This is a genomic window from Nocardia camponoti (genome assembly GCF_014646135.1).
Taxonomy (GTDB): Bacteria; Actinomycetota; Actinomycetes; order Mycobacteriales; family Mycobacteriaceae; genus Nocardia; species Nocardia camponoti.
Window position 1 is genome coordinate 1319702 of record NZ_BMMW01000001.1, and the last position, 16090, is coordinate 1335791.

General features: G+C 65.8%; 13 protein-coding genes. 8 read left to right on the plus strand and 5 right to left on the minus strand.

Annotation, left to right across the window (positions count from 1 at the left end; genetic code table 11):
* The first annotated feature begins 9 nt into the window (after window positions 1-9).
* The gene (locus IEX78_RS06060) at window positions 10-1347 is read left to right on the plus strand and encodes an aspartate aminotransferase family protein (protein ID WP_188827779.1); all 1338 of its coding nucleotides are present in this window, start codon (window positions 10-12) and stop codon (window positions 1345-1347) included.
* Between the two features lie 10 nt (window positions 1348-1357).
* On the plus strand, window positions 1358-2842 hold the full coding sequence (locus IEX78_RS06065; RefSeq protein ID WP_188827780.1) for a gamma-aminobutyraldehyde dehydrogenase: 1485 nt from the start codon (window positions 1358-1360) through the stop codon (window positions 2840-2842).
* On the opposite strand, the gene IEX78_RS06070 is transcribed toward IEX78_RS06065, so the two are convergent.
* Complete coding sequence (locus IEX78_RS06070; RefSeq protein WP_188827781.1) at window positions 2839-4323, minus strand: MFS transporter; 1485 nt, start codon at window positions 4321-4323, stop codon at window positions 2839-2841. The two genes, IEX78_RS06065 and IEX78_RS06070, sit on opposite strands and share 4 nt — an antisense overlap.
* A gap of 48 nt (window positions 4324-4371) precedes the next feature.
* Window positions 4372-5631, minus strand: coding sequence for a uroporphyrinogen-III C-methyltransferase (gene cobA / locus IEX78_RS06075; RefSeq protein ID WP_229683735.1), 1260 nt, complete (start codon window positions 5629-5631; stop codon window positions 4372-4374).
* 134 nt (window positions 5632-5765) lie between these two features.
* Here cobA and IEX78_RS06080 point away from each other — a divergent pair, with 134 nt between their 5' ends.
* A complete protein-coding gene (locus tag IEX78_RS06080) occupies window positions 5766-7160 on the plus strand; it encodes a purine-cytosine permease family protein (RefSeq protein WP_188827782.1) in 1395 nt (464 codons plus the stop codon).
* Here IEX78_RS06080 and IEX78_RS06085 read toward each other — a convergent pair.
* Complete coding sequence (locus IEX78_RS06085; protein WP_188827783.1) at window positions 7148-8674, minus strand: PucR family transcriptional regulator; 1527 nt, start codon at window positions 8672-8674, stop codon at window positions 7148-7150. The two genes, IEX78_RS06080 and IEX78_RS06085, sit on opposite strands and share 13 nt — an antisense overlap.
* Window positions 8675-8758: 84 nt before the next feature.
* Between IEX78_RS06085 and IEX78_RS06090 the strand changes: the two genes are divergently transcribed.
* The 5 genes from IEX78_RS06090 (at window position 8759) to IEX78_RS06110 (ending at window position 13593) form a co-directional block, all read left to right on the plus strand.
* Window positions 8759-9217 (plus strand): nucleoside deaminase, encoded by a 459-nt coding sequence (locus tag IEX78_RS06090; RefSeq protein WP_188827784.1) that lies wholly within the window; start codon window positions 8759-8761, stop codon window positions 9215-9217.
* Entirely contained in the window at window positions 9214-10170 is a 957-nt protein-coding gene (locus IEX78_RS06095) for an isopenicillin N synthase family dioxygenase (protein ID WP_188827785.1), read from the plus strand. Before IEX78_RS06090 ends, IEX78_RS06095 begins: the two co-directional genes overlap by 4 nt.
* A 118-nt stretch (window positions 10171-10288) precedes the next feature.
* Window positions 10289-11413, plus strand: coding sequence for a phosphotransferase family protein (locus IEX78_RS06100; protein ID WP_188827786.1), 1125 nt, complete (start codon window positions 10289-10291; stop codon window positions 11411-11413).
* Window positions 11414-11424: 11 nt separating this feature from the next.
* On the plus strand, window positions 11425-12534 hold the full coding sequence (locus IEX78_RS06105) for an Rv3169 family protein (protein ID WP_188827787.1): 1110 nt from the start codon (window positions 11425-11427) through the stop codon (window positions 12532-12534).
* Window positions 12535-12879: 345 nt separating this feature from the next.
* Window positions 12880-13593 (plus strand): DUF8020 domain-containing protein, encoded by a 714-nt coding sequence (locus IEX78_RS06110; protein WP_188827788.1) that lies wholly within the window; start codon window positions 12880-12882, stop codon window positions 13591-13593.
* Window positions 13594-13681: 88 nt separating this feature from the next.
* On the opposite strand, the gene IEX78_RS06115 is transcribed toward IEX78_RS06110, so the two are convergent.
* A complete protein-coding gene (locus IEX78_RS06115; protein ID WP_308426511.1) occupies window positions 13682-15280 on the minus strand; it encodes a TROVE domain-containing protein in 1599 nt (532 codons plus the stop codon).
* 361 nt (window positions 15281-15641) lie between these two features.
* Window positions 15642-15974 (minus strand): cobalamin biosynthesis protein, encoded by a 333-nt coding sequence (locus IEX78_RS24115; RefSeq protein WP_229683736.1) that lies wholly within the window; start codon window positions 15972-15974, stop codon window positions 15642-15644.
* Between the last annotated feature and the right edge of the window lie 116 nt (window positions 15975-16090).

Genomic DNA, 16090 nt, shown 5'->3' on the forward strand with positions numbered 1-16090 from the left:
TCTTCGGTTATGGCACTCTCTCCCGAAGCGGCGCGCGCCTACGAACTCGACCGCAAGCACGTGTTCCACTCCTGGTCGGCGCAGGCCACGCTCACCCCGACCGTCCTCACCAGCGCCGAAGGGTGCTACGTGACCGACGGCGAAGGCAACCGGTTGCTCGACTTCTCGTCGATGCTGGTGAACACCAATATCGGGCATCAGCATCCGAAGGTAGTTGCCGCGATCGCCGAGCAAGCGGCCAAATTGTGCACTGTCGCACCGCATTTCGCCAACGAGGCACGGTCGGAAGCAGCGCGACTGATCGCCGAACGCACCCCGGGCGACCTCGACACCATCTTCTTCACCAACGGTGGCGCCGACGCGATCGAGCACGCGGTGCGAATGGCGCGCCTACACACCGGGCGCTACAAGGTGCTGTCGCGGTACCGGTCCTACCACGGCGGCACCGAGACAGCGGTGAACGTCACCGGCGACCCGCGTCGCTGGGCCAACGATCACGGCAACACGGGCACAGTGCATTTCTTCGGCCCGTTCCTGTATCGGTCGGAGTTCCATTCGGTCGATGAAGCGCAGGAAACCGAACGGGCACTTGCGCATTTGGCACGGACGATTGAGTTGGAAGGGCCGTCGACCATCGCGGCCATCGTCCTGGAATCGGTGCCGGGCACGGCCGGGATCATGGTGCCGACACCCGAATACATGCAGGGCGTACGCGAACTGTGCGACCGGCACGGCATCGTCTTCATTGCCGACGAAGTGATGGCCGGCTTCGGCCGCACCGGAAAGTGGTTCGCCATCGAGCATTTCGATGTGGTCCCGGATCTGATCACCTTCGCCAAGGGCGTCAACTCGGGCTATGTGCCGCTGGGCGGTGTCGCGATTAGCGCGGAAATCGCGGCAACCTTCGCCGATCGGGTATACCCGGGCGGGCTCACGTATTCGGGTCATCCGCTCGCCACCGCCGCCGCTGTCGCGACCATCAACGCGATGGCCGACGAAGGAATTGTCGAGAACGCGGCCGATATTGGCGAGCGGGTACTCGGCCCTGGCCTGCGCGAATTGGCGTCGCGCCACCCCAGCGTGGGCGAGGTACGCGGGCTCGGCATGTTCTGGGCGCTCGAACTCGTGCGTGAGCAGGCGACGAAGGAACCCCTCGCGCCCTATGGCGGAACCAGCCCGGCGATGGGCGAGCTTGTTGCCGCGTGCCGTGCTGGCGGGCTGCTCCCGTTCGTGAATTTCAACCGGCTGCACGCGGTGCCGCCGTGCGTGCTCACTGAGTCGGAGGCGAAGGAGGGGCTTGCCATTTTGGATCAGGCACTCACCGTCGCTGACGCGTACACGAGCTAGGACTTCTCAGATGAAACTGCAGTACATCGATGGTGAGCGGCGCGCTGGAACGGGTGCGCCGCTCACGATTGTCGAACCGGCGACCGGCCTTGAAATCACGTCCGGCACAGCCGCTTCCGCCGCAGACGTCGGGGTGGCTGTCGAAGCTGCCGCGCGGGCCTTTTCCTGCTGGGCGGCGACGACGCCCGTCGAGCGATCGGCGGCATTGTTGCGATGGGCGGACCTGGTTGAAGCGCGCGCCGACGAATTGGCCGCGATGGAAAGTCGCGGCGGTGGCAAACCGATCAAGTTGGCTACCGGGTTCGATATCCCCGGCGTTGTCGACAACATGCGCTTCTTCGCCAGTGCCGCAAGGCAATTGGAAGGTCGAGCCAGCGCCGAGTACTCGGGCGACCACACGTCGTCGATTCGGCGTGAGCCCATCGGCGTGATTGGCTCGATCGCCCCGTGGAACTACCCGTTGCAGATGGCGGCGTGGAAGGTGTTGCCCGCGATCGCCGCGGGAAACACGGTGGTGCTCAAGCCTTCTGAGCTCACGCCGCTCACGTCGCTGGTCTTCGCGGAGCTGGCGGTGGAGGCCGGGATTCCAGCCGGGGTGTTCAACGTGGTCACCGGGTTCGGGGCCGAAGCCGGTGCGGCGCTGGTCGCCCATCCGTCGGTGGCGATGGTGTCGTTCACCGGGTCGACGGCGGTTGGCAAGCAGGTCGCCGCCACTGCTGCGGGTGCCGTGAAGCGGGTGCATTTGGAGCTTGGCGGGAAGGCACCGTTTGTTGTCTTCGATGATGCCGACCTTGACGCCGCCGCCCGTGGCGCTGTCGCTGGTGCGCTCATTAACGCTGGTCAGGACTGCACGGCCGCTACTCGGGCCTACGTTCAACGCCCGCTCTTCGATGAGTTTGTCGCGCGGGCCGCTGAGCTGATGGACGGGGTGCGGATTGGTCCGGTTGACGATCCGGCGACCGATCTCGGGTCGCTTATCTCGCCTGGGCATCGCGATCGCGTTGCCGCGATGGTCGACGCCGCGCGGGCTGCTGGCGCGAAAGTTGTTCGCGGCGGTGCCATTCCACCGGAGTTCGCCAGTTCGGGCGGGTACTACGAACCAACGTTAATTGTTGACGCGCAACAAGATTCGGCCATCGTGCAGCAAGAGGTGTTCGGCCCGGTGCTCGTGTGTCTGCCCTTCGACACCGACGACGAAGCCATCGCTCTCGCCAACGACACCGCGTACGGGTTGGCGGCTTCGGCCTGGTCGCGCGACGTTTTCCGCACCCAACGCGCCGCACGCGAAATCGCCGCGGGTTGCGTGTGGATCAACGACCACATCCCGATCGTGAGCGAGATGCCGCACGGTGGGTTCAAGGCGTCGGGCTTCGGCAAGGACATGTCGATGTACGCGTTCGACGAGTACACCCAGGTGAAGCATGTGATGGCGGAACTCACCGGCGTCGCGGCGAAGCCGTGGCACGAACTGATTATCGGGCCGCCGACCAGTTAAGCGTTCTGCGCTTCTTCCTGCGCGTGCTGCGCCTCGGCCAAGTCGGCCGGGGTGTAGCGCACGGTCAGCGCGACAATCGCCGCGAGCACCGCGATGCCAGCGCAGACCAGCAGCACCGTCGTGTAGCCGCTCGTGAGCGCGTCGAGTTGGGTCGGGTTGAGGTCGGAGACCTTCGCCTTCGTGTCGCCGCCAAGCGACAACGTGCGCGACGCGGCGACGGGGGTCAGCAGGCCGATCGCGATCGGGGTCGCGAGGTTCATGAACATCTGGCCAACGGCCGCGAGTGGGCCGATATCGGCGGGCGGCACGCCAACGAGCACGCACAGCGGCGCGAGCACCATCGCGACGCCAACGCCGAAACCGATCACGATCAGCAGGGGAAGCAGGGTCGTGACGTAGTCGATGTGGCGGTCCAACGTCGAACCGAAAAGCAGCCCGGCGGCAAGCACGAGCGCGGCACCGAACAGCAACCAGCGCGGTGAAATCACCATCGCGGCCTTTGACGCGAGTGCCCCACCGATGCCGATACCAATGGTGAACGGGATGCTCGCGACACCGGCCATGAGCGGGCTGTAGCCAAGCGAGTTTTGCAGCATCTGCGCGACGAAGAACGTCATCGCGCCGAGCACAGCGCCCGCCAGGAAGATCAGCAGGAAGGTGGCGTTGCGGTCGCGGCGGTCGAACAGCGACCACGGCAGCAGCGGGTCAGCTTCCTTGCGTTCGATCAACACGAACGCGACGAGCAGCGCGACACCGAGTGCCAACGACGCAACGATCGCCGGGCTGCCCCACCCCCACGTTGGCCCTTCGGTAGCACCGAAAACGATCAACGCGCACGCGAAGGTGCCGAGGATCGCGCCCTTAATGTCGAGCGGCGCGCGGTGTTGCGCGGTGTCGGCCAGCGCGTAAATCGCGCCCGCGACGATCAGCGCGCCAATCGGCACATTGATCCAGAAAATCCACCGCCACGACAGCTCGGTCAGCATGCCACCAATCACCAGGCCGCTCACCGAGCCGATGCCTGCCATCGAACCCACAACAGCGACAGCCTGATTGCGCGCTTTACCGGGCGCGAAAGTAGTCGCGACCAGCGCGAACGCGGTTGGCGCTGCGATCGCGGCACCCGCGCCTTGGAACGCGCGGGCAATCAACAGCGTGAGTTCGCCTTGCGCCGACCCACACGCGAGCGAGGCGACAGTAAACACCGCGACACCGGTGATCAGCATGCGCTTTCGCCCATACACGTCACCAAGGCGACCGCCAAGCAGCATCAGTCCGGCGAAGGTGAGGCCGTAGGCCGTGACCGTCCACGCGCCACCGGAGCTGCTGAGCCCCATCTCCTCTTGAAGTCGCGGCAGCGCGAAAATCACCACAGTGCCGTCGAGCACCACCATGAACTGCAAGCCGCTGAGGACGAGAATGGCGAGCCCGAAGGCCGACTGCTTCGGGGACTGCTTCGTCGCAGCGGGATTTTCGAGCACGTCGAACACTGTAAACCAGCCCGCGCTTGACGTGACCCGCGCTACAGATCAGCCGGGGTAGGCAACCTGGTCGAGCGTGAATCCAGCCGTCGGGCCGACGACGATAATCGCGGGCGGACGAATCCCTTCGGCCTTGACCGTCTCGGCGACGGTGGCCAGATCGGCGCGGACAACGCGCTGGGTGCGCAGCGTGCCCTCTTGAATCACGACCGCCGGGGTGTCGGCGGGCTTGCCGCCAGCGAGCAGCGCGGCGGCGAACTTGTCGATGCGTTCGACGGCCATCATCAGCACCAACGTGCCACGCAGCTTCGCGAGCGCGTTCCAGTCGACGAGCGAGTCAGGATGATCGGGCGCGACGTGCCCGCTGACGACAACGAATTCGTGCGTCACGCCGCGATGCGTGACGGGGATGCCCGCCGCACTCGGCACCGAGATCGGGCTGGTGATGCCGGGAACCACGGTCACCGGAATGCCTTCGGCCGTAAGCGCTTCCAGCTCCTCGTACCCGCGCCCGAAGACGTACGGGTCGCCGCCCTTGAGCCGGACAACGAACTTGCCCGCTTTCGCGCCTTCGATGAGCGCGAGGTTGATCGCCTCCTGCGCCATCGACCGGCCGTACGGGATCTTCGCGGCGTCGATGACCTCGACGTGCGGCCCGAGTTCGGCGAGCAGTTCCGGCGGGGCGAGCCGGTCGGCGACGACGAGGTCAGCGCGCGCGAGCAGGCGACGGCCGCGCACGGTGATCAAATCGGGGTCGCCGGGACCGCCACCGACAAGCGCGACGCCGGGCGTCATCGGTTCGGAGTCATCAGTGACCGCACCCGACTGCAACGCTTCAAGCAGCCCGTTGCGGACAGCGGCCGAGCGGCGATGTGCGCCCCCGGCGAGCACGCCGAGGGTGAGGCCGTCGTAGCGGGCGGTCGCGGGGGTGACGGCGGTGCCGTCGCGGGCGATGTCGGCGCGCACGCAGAAAATGCGGTTCGCGGTTGCTTCGGCGACGACGGCCGCGTTGGTTTCGGGCTCATCGGTGCAGGCCATCGCGTACCAGGCGTCGGCGAGGTCGCCTTCGGCGTAGGGCCGCAGTTCGACGGTCACCTGCCCGGCCGTCGCCATTCCTTCGACCGCGGGCGTGACGGTTTTGCTGACCACATGCACGTCGGCACCGGAGGCAACGAGCAGTCCGAGCCTGCGCTGTGCGACCGTGCCGCCGCCAACTACGACAACTTTGCGCCCGCGCAGGTCGAGCCCGACGAGGTAGTTCGGGTCGCCGGGCGGCGGGGCAATCGAGGCGTCAGACGTGTGCGGCACAGTTGACCAGCCTAGAGCCTCAGGGGCGATGGTCCGACGTCGCGTCAGTCGCGGACGAACTGTCCAGGCCACCGCAGCGATAGCCCGACATTTTGTCAGTTGTCCGGACTCCAGTCTTGGACGAACGTTCAAGAATGGCTACGACCGAACACCAGCCGGGCTACTCCGATCGCGTGATCGCGGTCGAGCCCGGTGGCAATGAGCACATCCCCGACGACGCGCGGCACGGCACGCCACGACAATTGCTGTGGACCTGGACATCCCCCAATCTGGAATTCGCGACGATCTTCATCGGCGTGCTCTCGGTGACCGCGTTCGGCATGTCCTTCTGGCAAGCCACCCTCGCGCTGGCGCTCGGCATTGGCTTGGGCGCGGGCGCGCATTACGCGCTGTCGGCACGCGGGCCGCTCTATGGTGTGCCGCAAATGGTGTTGGGCCGCTTGGCTTTTGGCTATCGCGGCAACGCGTTGCCCGCCGCTTTCATGTCGGTGATGTGCGGGGTTGGTTGGTTCGCCACTAACAGCGTGTCGGGTGCGTTCGCGTTGAACACGCTCACCGGGTTGCCAAAGGCGCCGTCGCTGATCCTGATCGTGCTCGCGCAAACCGGCTTCGCGGTGGTTGGCCATAATCTCGTGCACGCGTTCGAGCGCTACGCCTTCCCCGTCCTCGCGGTGGTATTCGCGCTGGTGACGGTCGTGATCTTCAGCAAGGCCGACCTGACTGGTGCCGCGCCGAGCGGCGGAGTTGGCGGCGTCGCCGGGTTCCTGCTGACCGTCGGAACGGCGTTTGGTTACGCGGGCGGCTGGAATCCCTACGCGGCGGACTACTCCCGCTATTTGCCCGCGTCGGTGTCGGCGCGTGCGGTGGGCGGCTACGCGGCAACCGGACTTTTCCTTTCCTGCCTGTGGCTTTCGTCGCTTGGCGCTGCGTCGGCGACGATCATCAGCTCGGCGACCGGCAGCCCAACCGATATCTTCACCTCGAACCTGCCGGGCGCGCTCGCGAACTTGACGCTCGTGGCGATTACCGTCGGCGCGATCGCGGCGAACGCGCTCAATGTGTATTCCGGCGCGATGGCGTTTGTGACGATCGGCGTGAAATTGCCCGTGCGAACCCAACGCGCGCTCGTCTCAGCGTTATTCGGTGTTGTCGGTTTCCTCGTCGCCTGGTGGGCGCTGCCGGACGCCGCCGCCGGTTACGAGGCGTTCCTGCTGATCGTCGCGTACTGGATTGGGCCGTGGCTCGGCGTGATGTTCGCTGACCAATACTTGCGGCGCGGCACCGATATTCGACCGCTGCTTTACGCACGCGGTTACCAGAATTGGGCTGGCGTCACCGCTTTTGTTGTCGGCCTTGTTGTTTCGGTGCTGCTGTTCTCGAATCAGGCGAAATTCACCGGCTATCTTGTCCGTGAATTCCCCGCGCTGGGCGACATCACCTTCTTCGTCGGATTCGTTCTCGCTGGCGCGCTGTATTTGATTCTTGGCCGCAAGCAGATCGACGCCGACAAGGCGACTCAGTCGGTCTGATCGGTGAGTCGGTGCGCGGTGAGCGCAAGGAGCAGGGTGCCTGCCAGTTCTGGGCTGGTCGGGTCATAGCCAAGCAGTGCCTTGATGCGGTCGATGCGCTGATAGAGCGACTGGCGACCGATGTGGAGGGCGGCGGCGCACCGGGTTGCGCTGCCGCCGTTACGCAGAAAGTGGTCGAGGGTCGACGTGAGCGCGGTGCCGTGGGCGGCATCCCACGCGATCAGCGGTGCGAGGGTCGAGCGCACGAGGTGCGCGCGTTCGGTCGACGGGATCGCCGCGACAAGCAGGTCGGCGGCCAGTTCGCGGGTGGTGAAGACCGGTTGGCGCAGGCCGTCGCGGCGGCGGCGCACCGCGAGCGCGAGCGCTGACCCGGTCGTGCGAAGCGCGGCGGCCAGCTTGGCGGCGTCGACTCCATCGGGTTCGCCAACGACGATGGTCACGCCATCAATTCGGTTGGCGGCGCGTGCTTTTCGCAAGGCATCGGCGACATCGGTGACCGGATCGGTCGCGGTGTGCTCAATGGCGACGAGGCCGTAGACCGTCGCGTGCACGTCGCCGATGACGGCGGGTCGACCGAGGTCGCGCATGGCGCTGTCGAGCAGTCGCGTTGCGATCCTCGGCTCGGGCGCATCAACCGCGACCGGCACCCACGCCGTACCGCTCGCACCGGCGGCGGCCAACCGGGTCCGCAGGTCGGCGACGCGAATCTGCTTGTCGCCCAATAGGTCCGCGAGCAGTCGCGCGGCAACCCGACGCGGCGCGCCGGTCGGGGTGGCGACCTGAACGAGCGCGGGGGCGAGCGCCTCGGCAGCACGCGCGAGGACCGCGCGGAGAGTCACCGAATCAAGCGGGGAGCCGGGCCCGGCGGTGAGCGTGCCCCACGTGGTGTCCCGCACGCGGATGGTGGCCGTCGCGGTGGCGGAATCGACTGCGGCCCAAGCAGATCGGTCATCGTCGACCCCGTGCGCGGCGACGAGCGCCCCGCTGTTCGCGGTCAAGACCAGTGGGCAGTCGGTCACCGCGCCGACTCGGGCAAGCAATCGCGCTGGACCGTGTCCGGCACCAAGGTCGGCTAGCAGTTCAGCGGTGAGCTGGTCAACGCGCCGCAGCAGCGACACCTCACGCGACACGATCGCGGTGTTGGCCGACCGACACAGTTCGATGAACGGCACGACGGTACGCAACGCGATCAGCGGCAGTCGGGCGCGCGACGCTTCGGCGATCATGTCCGGCGGCACGGTGTCGAAGGTGCGGCCCACCTCGATCGCCACCCCGGCGACGTCACGGGCGGCGATCTCGCGCACATAGTGCCGCCGCGTACCGGCGTCGACGCCAGCAAGGCCGAGCCCAGTCGTGAGCAGCAGTTCGCCACCCGCCAACAGCGGGCTGATCTCGAAGATCTCACTCGAATGCACCCACCCGACCGTGCGGTCCAGGCTCGATCGACCAGCGAGTACCAGCGGGTCAGCGGCACGAAACTGGTCGGCGAGCAGCTCGTTGACGGTAGGCAACATGCGGTCATCCTGTCATCGATGCACCGCTCGGGTGTGGACGAAATGTACGTTGCCGCGCGCACTTGGGCACCGCATCGTTGACCTATGACCAAGCCGGATGAGCTTCTTGACGTGGCCTACGCCGAGGCGGTGCGCGGACTTGCCGAAGGCGGCGTGCCGATCGGCGCTGCCCTCTTCGACGCCGACGGCACCCTGCTCGGCAGTGGCCACAACCGTCGCGTCCAAAACGATGACCCCAGCGTGCACGCCGAAACCGACGCGTTCCGCGCGGCTGGTCGTCGCCGCGACTATCGAGAGACCATCATGGTCACCACGCTGTCGCCGTGCTGGTATTGCAGCGGCCTTGTTCGCCAATTCGGTATTGGCACAGTCATTATCGGCGAATCGCAGACCTTCACCGGCGGCCACGATTGGCTCGCCGAACACGGCGTCAACGTCGTCCTGCTTGACGACGCCCGTTGCGTCGACCTGATGACCACTTTCATCGCCGATCGTCCCGACCTGTGGTTCGAGGACATTGGCTGGACGGGAGAACGCGCATGAGCGAGGCAATCGCGACCATCGACCTCGCCGCGTGGCGCGCGGGCGACGCGGCCGAGGTCGAGCGAGCTGTCGACGAGGGCTTGCAACGAGCTGGCTTTCTGCTCGTGCGCGGGCACGGTGTCGACCCCGAGCTGCCGAAGGCGGTCCGTGCCGCGGCACGCCGATTCTTCGCGCTACCTGATGAGGTGAAGGAAAAGTACGCGGTGACCGTCGGTGGTCGGGGCTGGATCGGACCAGGTAGGGAGGCCAACGGGTACGCCGAAGGCACCGAAACCCCGCCCGATCTGAAGGAAACCTTCGCCGTCGGCGCCGAGACAACCACCGGCGACGCGGCCGTCGATGCCGAGTGGTTCCTGCCGAACGTGTGGCCGAGCGAGGTCACCGAATTGCGCGACCTAATGACCGAATACACCGCCGCCATGCGCGCGGTGTCGGACGAGTTGCTTGCCCTGTTCGCCAGCGCGCTTGGCCTTCCCGCGAACCCGTTCCGCGATTTGGCCGCCCGTCCCACGTGGACCTGCAACATCAACCACTATCCGGCGATGACGGTCACCGGCGCGCCCGAGCCGGGCCAGTTCCGCATCGGTCCGCACACCGATTTCGGCACCGTCACCGTGCTTGACCGCGAACCGGGCGCGGGCGGTCTCCAGGTTTTCACCGAGGCCGAAGGGTGGGCCGACGCACCCTACGACCCCGACGCGCTCACCGTGAATATCGGTGACCTGCTTGCCTATTGGAGTGGGGAACGCTGGCCGTCGGGCCGTCACCGCGTGCTGCCGCCGCACCCGGACGCGCCCGAGGAAGACCTGGTCTCGCTGATCTATTTCTACGAGCTCGACCACGATGCGGTCGTGACCCCGCTCGCCCCGCCGATCGGGGTGGTTGCCCAGGGCCCGCCGGTGGTGTCGGCGGACTTCCTGCGGGTCCGACTCGACGCCATAACCATCGGCTGAGCGGGATCGCCGCATTGTCAACCCTCAATCTCACTCACCGGCAGCGCTCTTACATTCCAGCTTTCGGTGCGGTAGTCCCATAGTGAACGTGTTTCACTTTTGATTGAGGTAGCCGTCTATGACCGATGACCCGGACCTGTCCGCGCGGCATTCGCTGACCGTCACTGAGCGGGATGTTGACGAGCTGGGCGAGCGCTTGGCGACGTGGCTGAGCGCGCGGGTCGGGGCTGAGGCGACGGTCAGCGAGCTGAGCAAGCCGAGCGCTGGCGGGATGTCGAGCACCACCATCCTTTTCGACGCGACCTGGTCGGTCGACGGGGTGCGCGAATCGGGCTCGTTCGTGCTGCGGATGGCTCCCGAAGACGGCTCCTTCCCGATCTTTCAGGCTTACGATCTGCCGTTGCAGTACGCGGTGATGTCGGGGGTCGCGGCGGCGTCCGATGTGCCGGTGCCCGCGCTGCGCTGGCTGGAAACAGACGAATCCGTTTTCGGCAGCCCGTTTTTCGTCATGGACCGAGTCGACGGGCGCGCGCCAACCGACAATCCGCCGTACGTGTTTTTCGGTTGGCTTTTCGACGCCACCGCCACCGAACGCGCCCTTGTCGCCGACGGTGCGGTCGACATGATCGCGCGCATCCACGCGATTGACGATGCGCCGCAACGTTTTCCGGAACTCGACGGCGAAGGCAGCGCGTTGCGTCGTCACTTCGACGCCCAACGCGACTGGTACCGCTGGGCGCTCACCGACGACGGGATCGAGATTCCGCTCATCGAACGCGGGTTCGCGTGGCTGGAAGCAAACTGGCCGACCAATCCCGGCGCGGACGTCTTGAACTGGGGCGATGCCCGTCCCGGCAATATCCTTTACGACGGGTTCACCCCGGTCGCCGTGCTCGATTGGGAGATGGCGGCGCTCGGTCCGCGTGAGCTTGACCTCGGCTGGATCATCTTCATCCACCGCTTCTTCCAGGACATCGCGACCCGTTTCGATCAGCCTGGGCTGCCCGATTACCTGCGGCGCGACGACGTTGTCGCCACCTATGAGCGACTAAGCGGTCACACCGTCGCCAACCTCGACTTCTTCATCATCTACGCGGCCGTGCGCCACGCGATCGTGATGGCTCGCGTGAAGCGACGCATGATTCATTTCGGCGAAGACACCGTGCCCGACGACCTTGACGATTACGTCATGCATCGCGCGAGTTTGTCCGCGTTGCTCGACGGAACGTATGAGTGGGACTGAGGAATTAGGCGATGAACGCGATTATGCCGGTGCCGCTCGATGAATATCCGGTGCATCAAAGTCCGCTTTCGCTGGCCCGGGTAGCGACGAGCGACCGCAATTTCTACGACCGCTACTACTTCAACGCGTTTGACCCCGCCGACGACACGATGCTCGTCACCGGTTTCGGAATTTACCCGAACCTTGGCGTCGTTGACGCGTTCGCGACCGTGCGGCATGGGAATTCGCAACGGAGCGTGCGGTTTTCGGACGCGCTCACCTCGCGTGACCTCACGACGGCCGTCGGCGGGTATCGCATCGAGGTGATCGAGCCGCTGCACAAGTTGCGGGTGGTGTGCGAGCACGACGACCTGTCGTTCGACCTCACCTGGACCGGCGCCTTCCCTGCCGTCCAGGAGCAGCCGCACCTCATCCTGTCGGGGACGCGCCCGATTATCGAAGCGTCGCGGTTCGCCCAATTAGGTTCGTGGGCAGGCACTTTGGCGGTCGACGGGCGCGACTACGTCGTCGATCCGGCGACGTGGACGGGCAGCCGCGACCGTTCGTGGGGCATCCGACCGTCGGGTGAGCCTGAGCCTGCTGGCCGTCCGCCCGAAGGTGGACTCGGCGGGTTTTGGTGGCTTTACGCGCCGCTGCGGTTCGACGACTTCTCGATCGTGGTGATCGTGCAGGAAGAGCCCGACGGCACCCGCACGCTCAACAACGCGGTCCGCATCTTCGGTGACGGTCGCAAGGAACAGCTTGGTTGGCCGCGCATGACCTGGACATATGAGCCAGGCACCCGACACCCCCGCTCGGTGCGGCTGGACATGACCACCCCCGACGGCAAGCCGCTTGAGGTGGAAATCGAGTCCCGACCGGGGATCGCGCTGCATGTGGGTTGCGGTTACGGTCCCGACCCCGATTGGACGCACGGTCGCTGGATGGGCCGCGACTGGTCGCTGTCGAGCGGCTACGACCTCACCGACCCGGCGATCGCCGCGCGAGTTCCGTACGGCGTGATCGACCACATTGGTTTCGCGCGCTGCGGTGACAAACAGGGTTGGGGCCTTTTCGAGCACGCGTCAATGGGTCGTCACGACCCCACAGGTTTCGCTGATTGGGCGGCAGTAGCCCCCTGACGGGGGCGAACGCAGCTAATCTCGGCGAAGAAAACGGCGCTCCCGCGACAACGAGGTCGTGGGAGCGCTTTGTTTTCGCGGGGAGTGCGATCAGGATCACATTTATCGCTATCAAGATCAGCTATAACCGCAGATTACAAGCGTGTAGTTACCAAATAGCGATTGCCGCACAACGGTTTCTACCAATTCGATATCGCTTACCCAAGGATTCGCTTATCGCTTCTCAGCAACCGCTTAGCTAATTCGGTAAATCCGCATTCATGTGTCATTCACATAACGGGTTTTCCATGGTGTCGTTCCCGCTTAACCCACTGCGTGAAACCACCGAAAGATGAACAACCCATCATGAAGCTGAAGAAGTTCGCCGCCGTTTCGGCCATGCTTGTCGCCGCCGTTGGCGTCACCGCAGGAACCGTCAACGCCGCACCCTCGCCCGCCGCCGATTCGGGCGTCGTGAACTACACCGCGAGCGCGAATGAGACCTCGACGATCATCGACACCGACGCTGGTTCGCTGGTCAACGAAGACGGCGTTTTCAAGATCAAGGCTGCCGACGGCACCGTGGTCGCGGGCGCCGACTTGTCGTTCCGCGTCGACGATTTCGTCTTCCCGATCGCCGCCGCGATCACCGGCAACCACGCCGTGCTTACCCCGCAGTTCGACATCACCAAGGCTGTCTACAAGCCCGTCGCGATGCCGTTCCAGGAGTCGGCGCCGTGGAAGACGCCGTACGAGCGTGAGCAGGCCGCGTGGAGCCGCATGACGTCGACCATCAGCGCGGGTGCCACCATCGGCGCGCTCGCCGGTGGCATCGGTGGCGCGGCCGTCGGTTGCGTGCTCGGTGGTATCGCCGGTGCCGGCGTTGCCGCGGCGACCATCGTTGGCCTGTTCGGTCCGTTCCTGCCCGCCGCCGTCGTCGGCTGCATCGGTGGCATGGCGGCCGTCGGCTTCCTCGGCGTGATCGCCGGTCAGCTGTTCGTGACCGCGCCCGTCGCGATCTTCGCGGCCGCGCAGTACTTCACCACGATCAACGAGCCGTTCACCCCGCCGGCGAAGTAAAGCCAAGCGGACCGGAGGGGACACTCCGATGTTCCGCTGACAAGAACCAGCCCGGCCTCTTCCGAGAGACCGGGCTGGTTCTTTTTCTTCACGCCGCGGCGAAGTCCGACAGCAAGGTCGGGACTGCCGCGTCGAAACCGGCGACGTCGAGCATGCCAGCGTCGTCGGGGTCGGCGATGCTGAAGTTCGTCGCGGTCATGCCAACGACAACCAACTTCGCACGCGGGTTGATCGCCTTTCGATACGCCGTGAGCGCCTCGTGCGGCTGGATGCTGCCCGCCCACGTCTCGTTGTCGGTGTAGATCGAGAACACATCGACGTCGATATCGTGCGCGAGGGCGTGCAGGATCGGCAGCGCGCAGTCGGTGCCGCCGAACGGCAGCCCCGACACCGTTCGCAGCACGTCGTCGAGCCGCTGACGTGGGGAGATAGCCAACGGCGACAACCCTTCATCGCTGCGCGACCGCGACGTGAAGCCAACGATCTGGTGCTGCGACTCGGTGCGCGCGGTGACCAACGCGAGCGCGGCCGAAGCCTCACGCGCGGTGATCGCCAACCCGCCGATGGTCTGCGTCATCGACGCCGACACGTCCAACGCCAGCAGGTGCCGCTTGCCGCTCGACGCCACGCTCTCGAACGCCTGATAGAACGCGGCGTCGAGGGCGTCGACCACCGGGGCCGATGGGGTCCAGGTGCTCGATCCCCGCGTCGACCGGCCCGCCGCGTACGTGCGCGCCGCGATCAACGCCGCGACCGGGTGCACCCGCGCCTTACGCAAGCGCGCGGGGTCGATGAGCTGCGCGCATACCTGGCTGGTGCGTGCGTTGAGCGGGTCGAGCAGGCCGAGTCGGGTGAGGCGCGGCAACTGGCGAAGCAGTGCGGTCTGCGGAATGCCGTTGTCCAGCAACGCTTCCCACACGGTCGGGTCGTTGAGCGCCTCGGTCGGCAGCATTTCCCAACTCAGCCGGTGCTGACGAATCAACGCTGGCAGTGCCGTTGTCGGGACGGACTGCGCCTCCTCGAACGCGCCGACGAGCGGCAGGCCCGTGAGCTCCGGCGTGCGACCACAGATCCAGTCGAACAGGCGACCGCGCTCGTCGTCGGTGGTTGCCGGGTGGGCGAGTCGCAGCAGGTCACGGTGGGTCCAGCCTTCGCGCTGCCGGTACTTGAGCACCTGGTAGGCGAGGTCGTCGACCGACTTGGTGAGGTACCAGTCGCCGACGGCCCGGCTCAACCCGCGACCCCACCCACGAAACTGCTTGGCGTAGCCGACGAACAGGAAAAGCTGGGTGCCCGTGCGCGCGACCTTGCTCAGCGCGGCGAGGGCCGCGCGTCGACCGTCGACGTCGCCGACCGAGGCCGCCGCCGCGAGTGCGAACAGCGCCGGGTTCGGGCGCGGGGCGCGACCGGCGGTGGAGATGTCGACGATTTCGCGCACGAGCTGGGCGGTGTTCGACGTGGCGTAGGCGACGATGAATTCGGCGTTCTCCCTGCGAAGTTCGGGTGCGGAAACGTAGAAGCTGCCCGATTCGGTGCCGAGGGTGAGGAAGCGGCGCACGCGGGTTTCCGGCGTGACGGCGAAGGTGAAACCGCCTGCGTTATTGCGGATTTCCGGGGGCGTCGGCGGCTGCTTTTCGCGTGCCTTCATCGCGGCTACTCGCGCGGTGAATCGTGCGAAAATGCTCATCGTCTTCCCCCTTCATTTGCTGACATGTGTGTGGTGTTGGTGAGTGGACGGACATGGGTTTTCGATCGGAGATGAGTGGAAATTGCTCCCCACTCCGACGGAAATTTCTTTCCGCTACAGGAATCGAACCTATGTGCGCCAGATAACCGACCGAATTCGGTCCGTCCACTTCAACCAACGCAGTGACGTGCGAACATGTGGTTTCAACCGGCGTGTAGCGCTCTACCAGACTGAGCTACCAACACCATTGGTGCTGGGCGGGATTCGAACCCGCGACATCTCCAACCAGAGTGGTAACCGGCTGAATTCGGTTCGTGCGTTGCTGCTGAGAAGAACAGTAGAACGGGGTGCGGGATGTGCGCTACTGATTTAATTTCGCCGCTGTGGCGATCACTATGCCGTCAACAATTGCCTTGCGTCGCACGAGGTTTCCCCGACTGGCGAGCAGCGCGGCGGCTTCGGCGACACTGGGCGTGCCCGTTGCCGTTTCCACCGTTGGCGATGGTGTGGGCACGTCAACGGCGGCGAGTTGGCGTGCGGTGAAGGTGACGAGCTCTACGCCGAGATGGTGCGCCACGGGGGTCAGCTCCGTTAGCCGTTGGTCGAGAGTGGCGAGGAGCGCGATGGGTTCGGCGACAGTGGCGGTGATCGCGGAGAGGATGCGGAGGGGTGAGGTTCCGGGCCTAACCCCCACGCCGACAACGATTTTCGTGCCGTGGTCGGCTGGGGAAGGGTGAGCCGTTCTTGAGGGGCACGGTTGGTCGCTCGATGCTTCGGTTGGCGATGAGGGCACCGGTGTCGCCGCGCGCG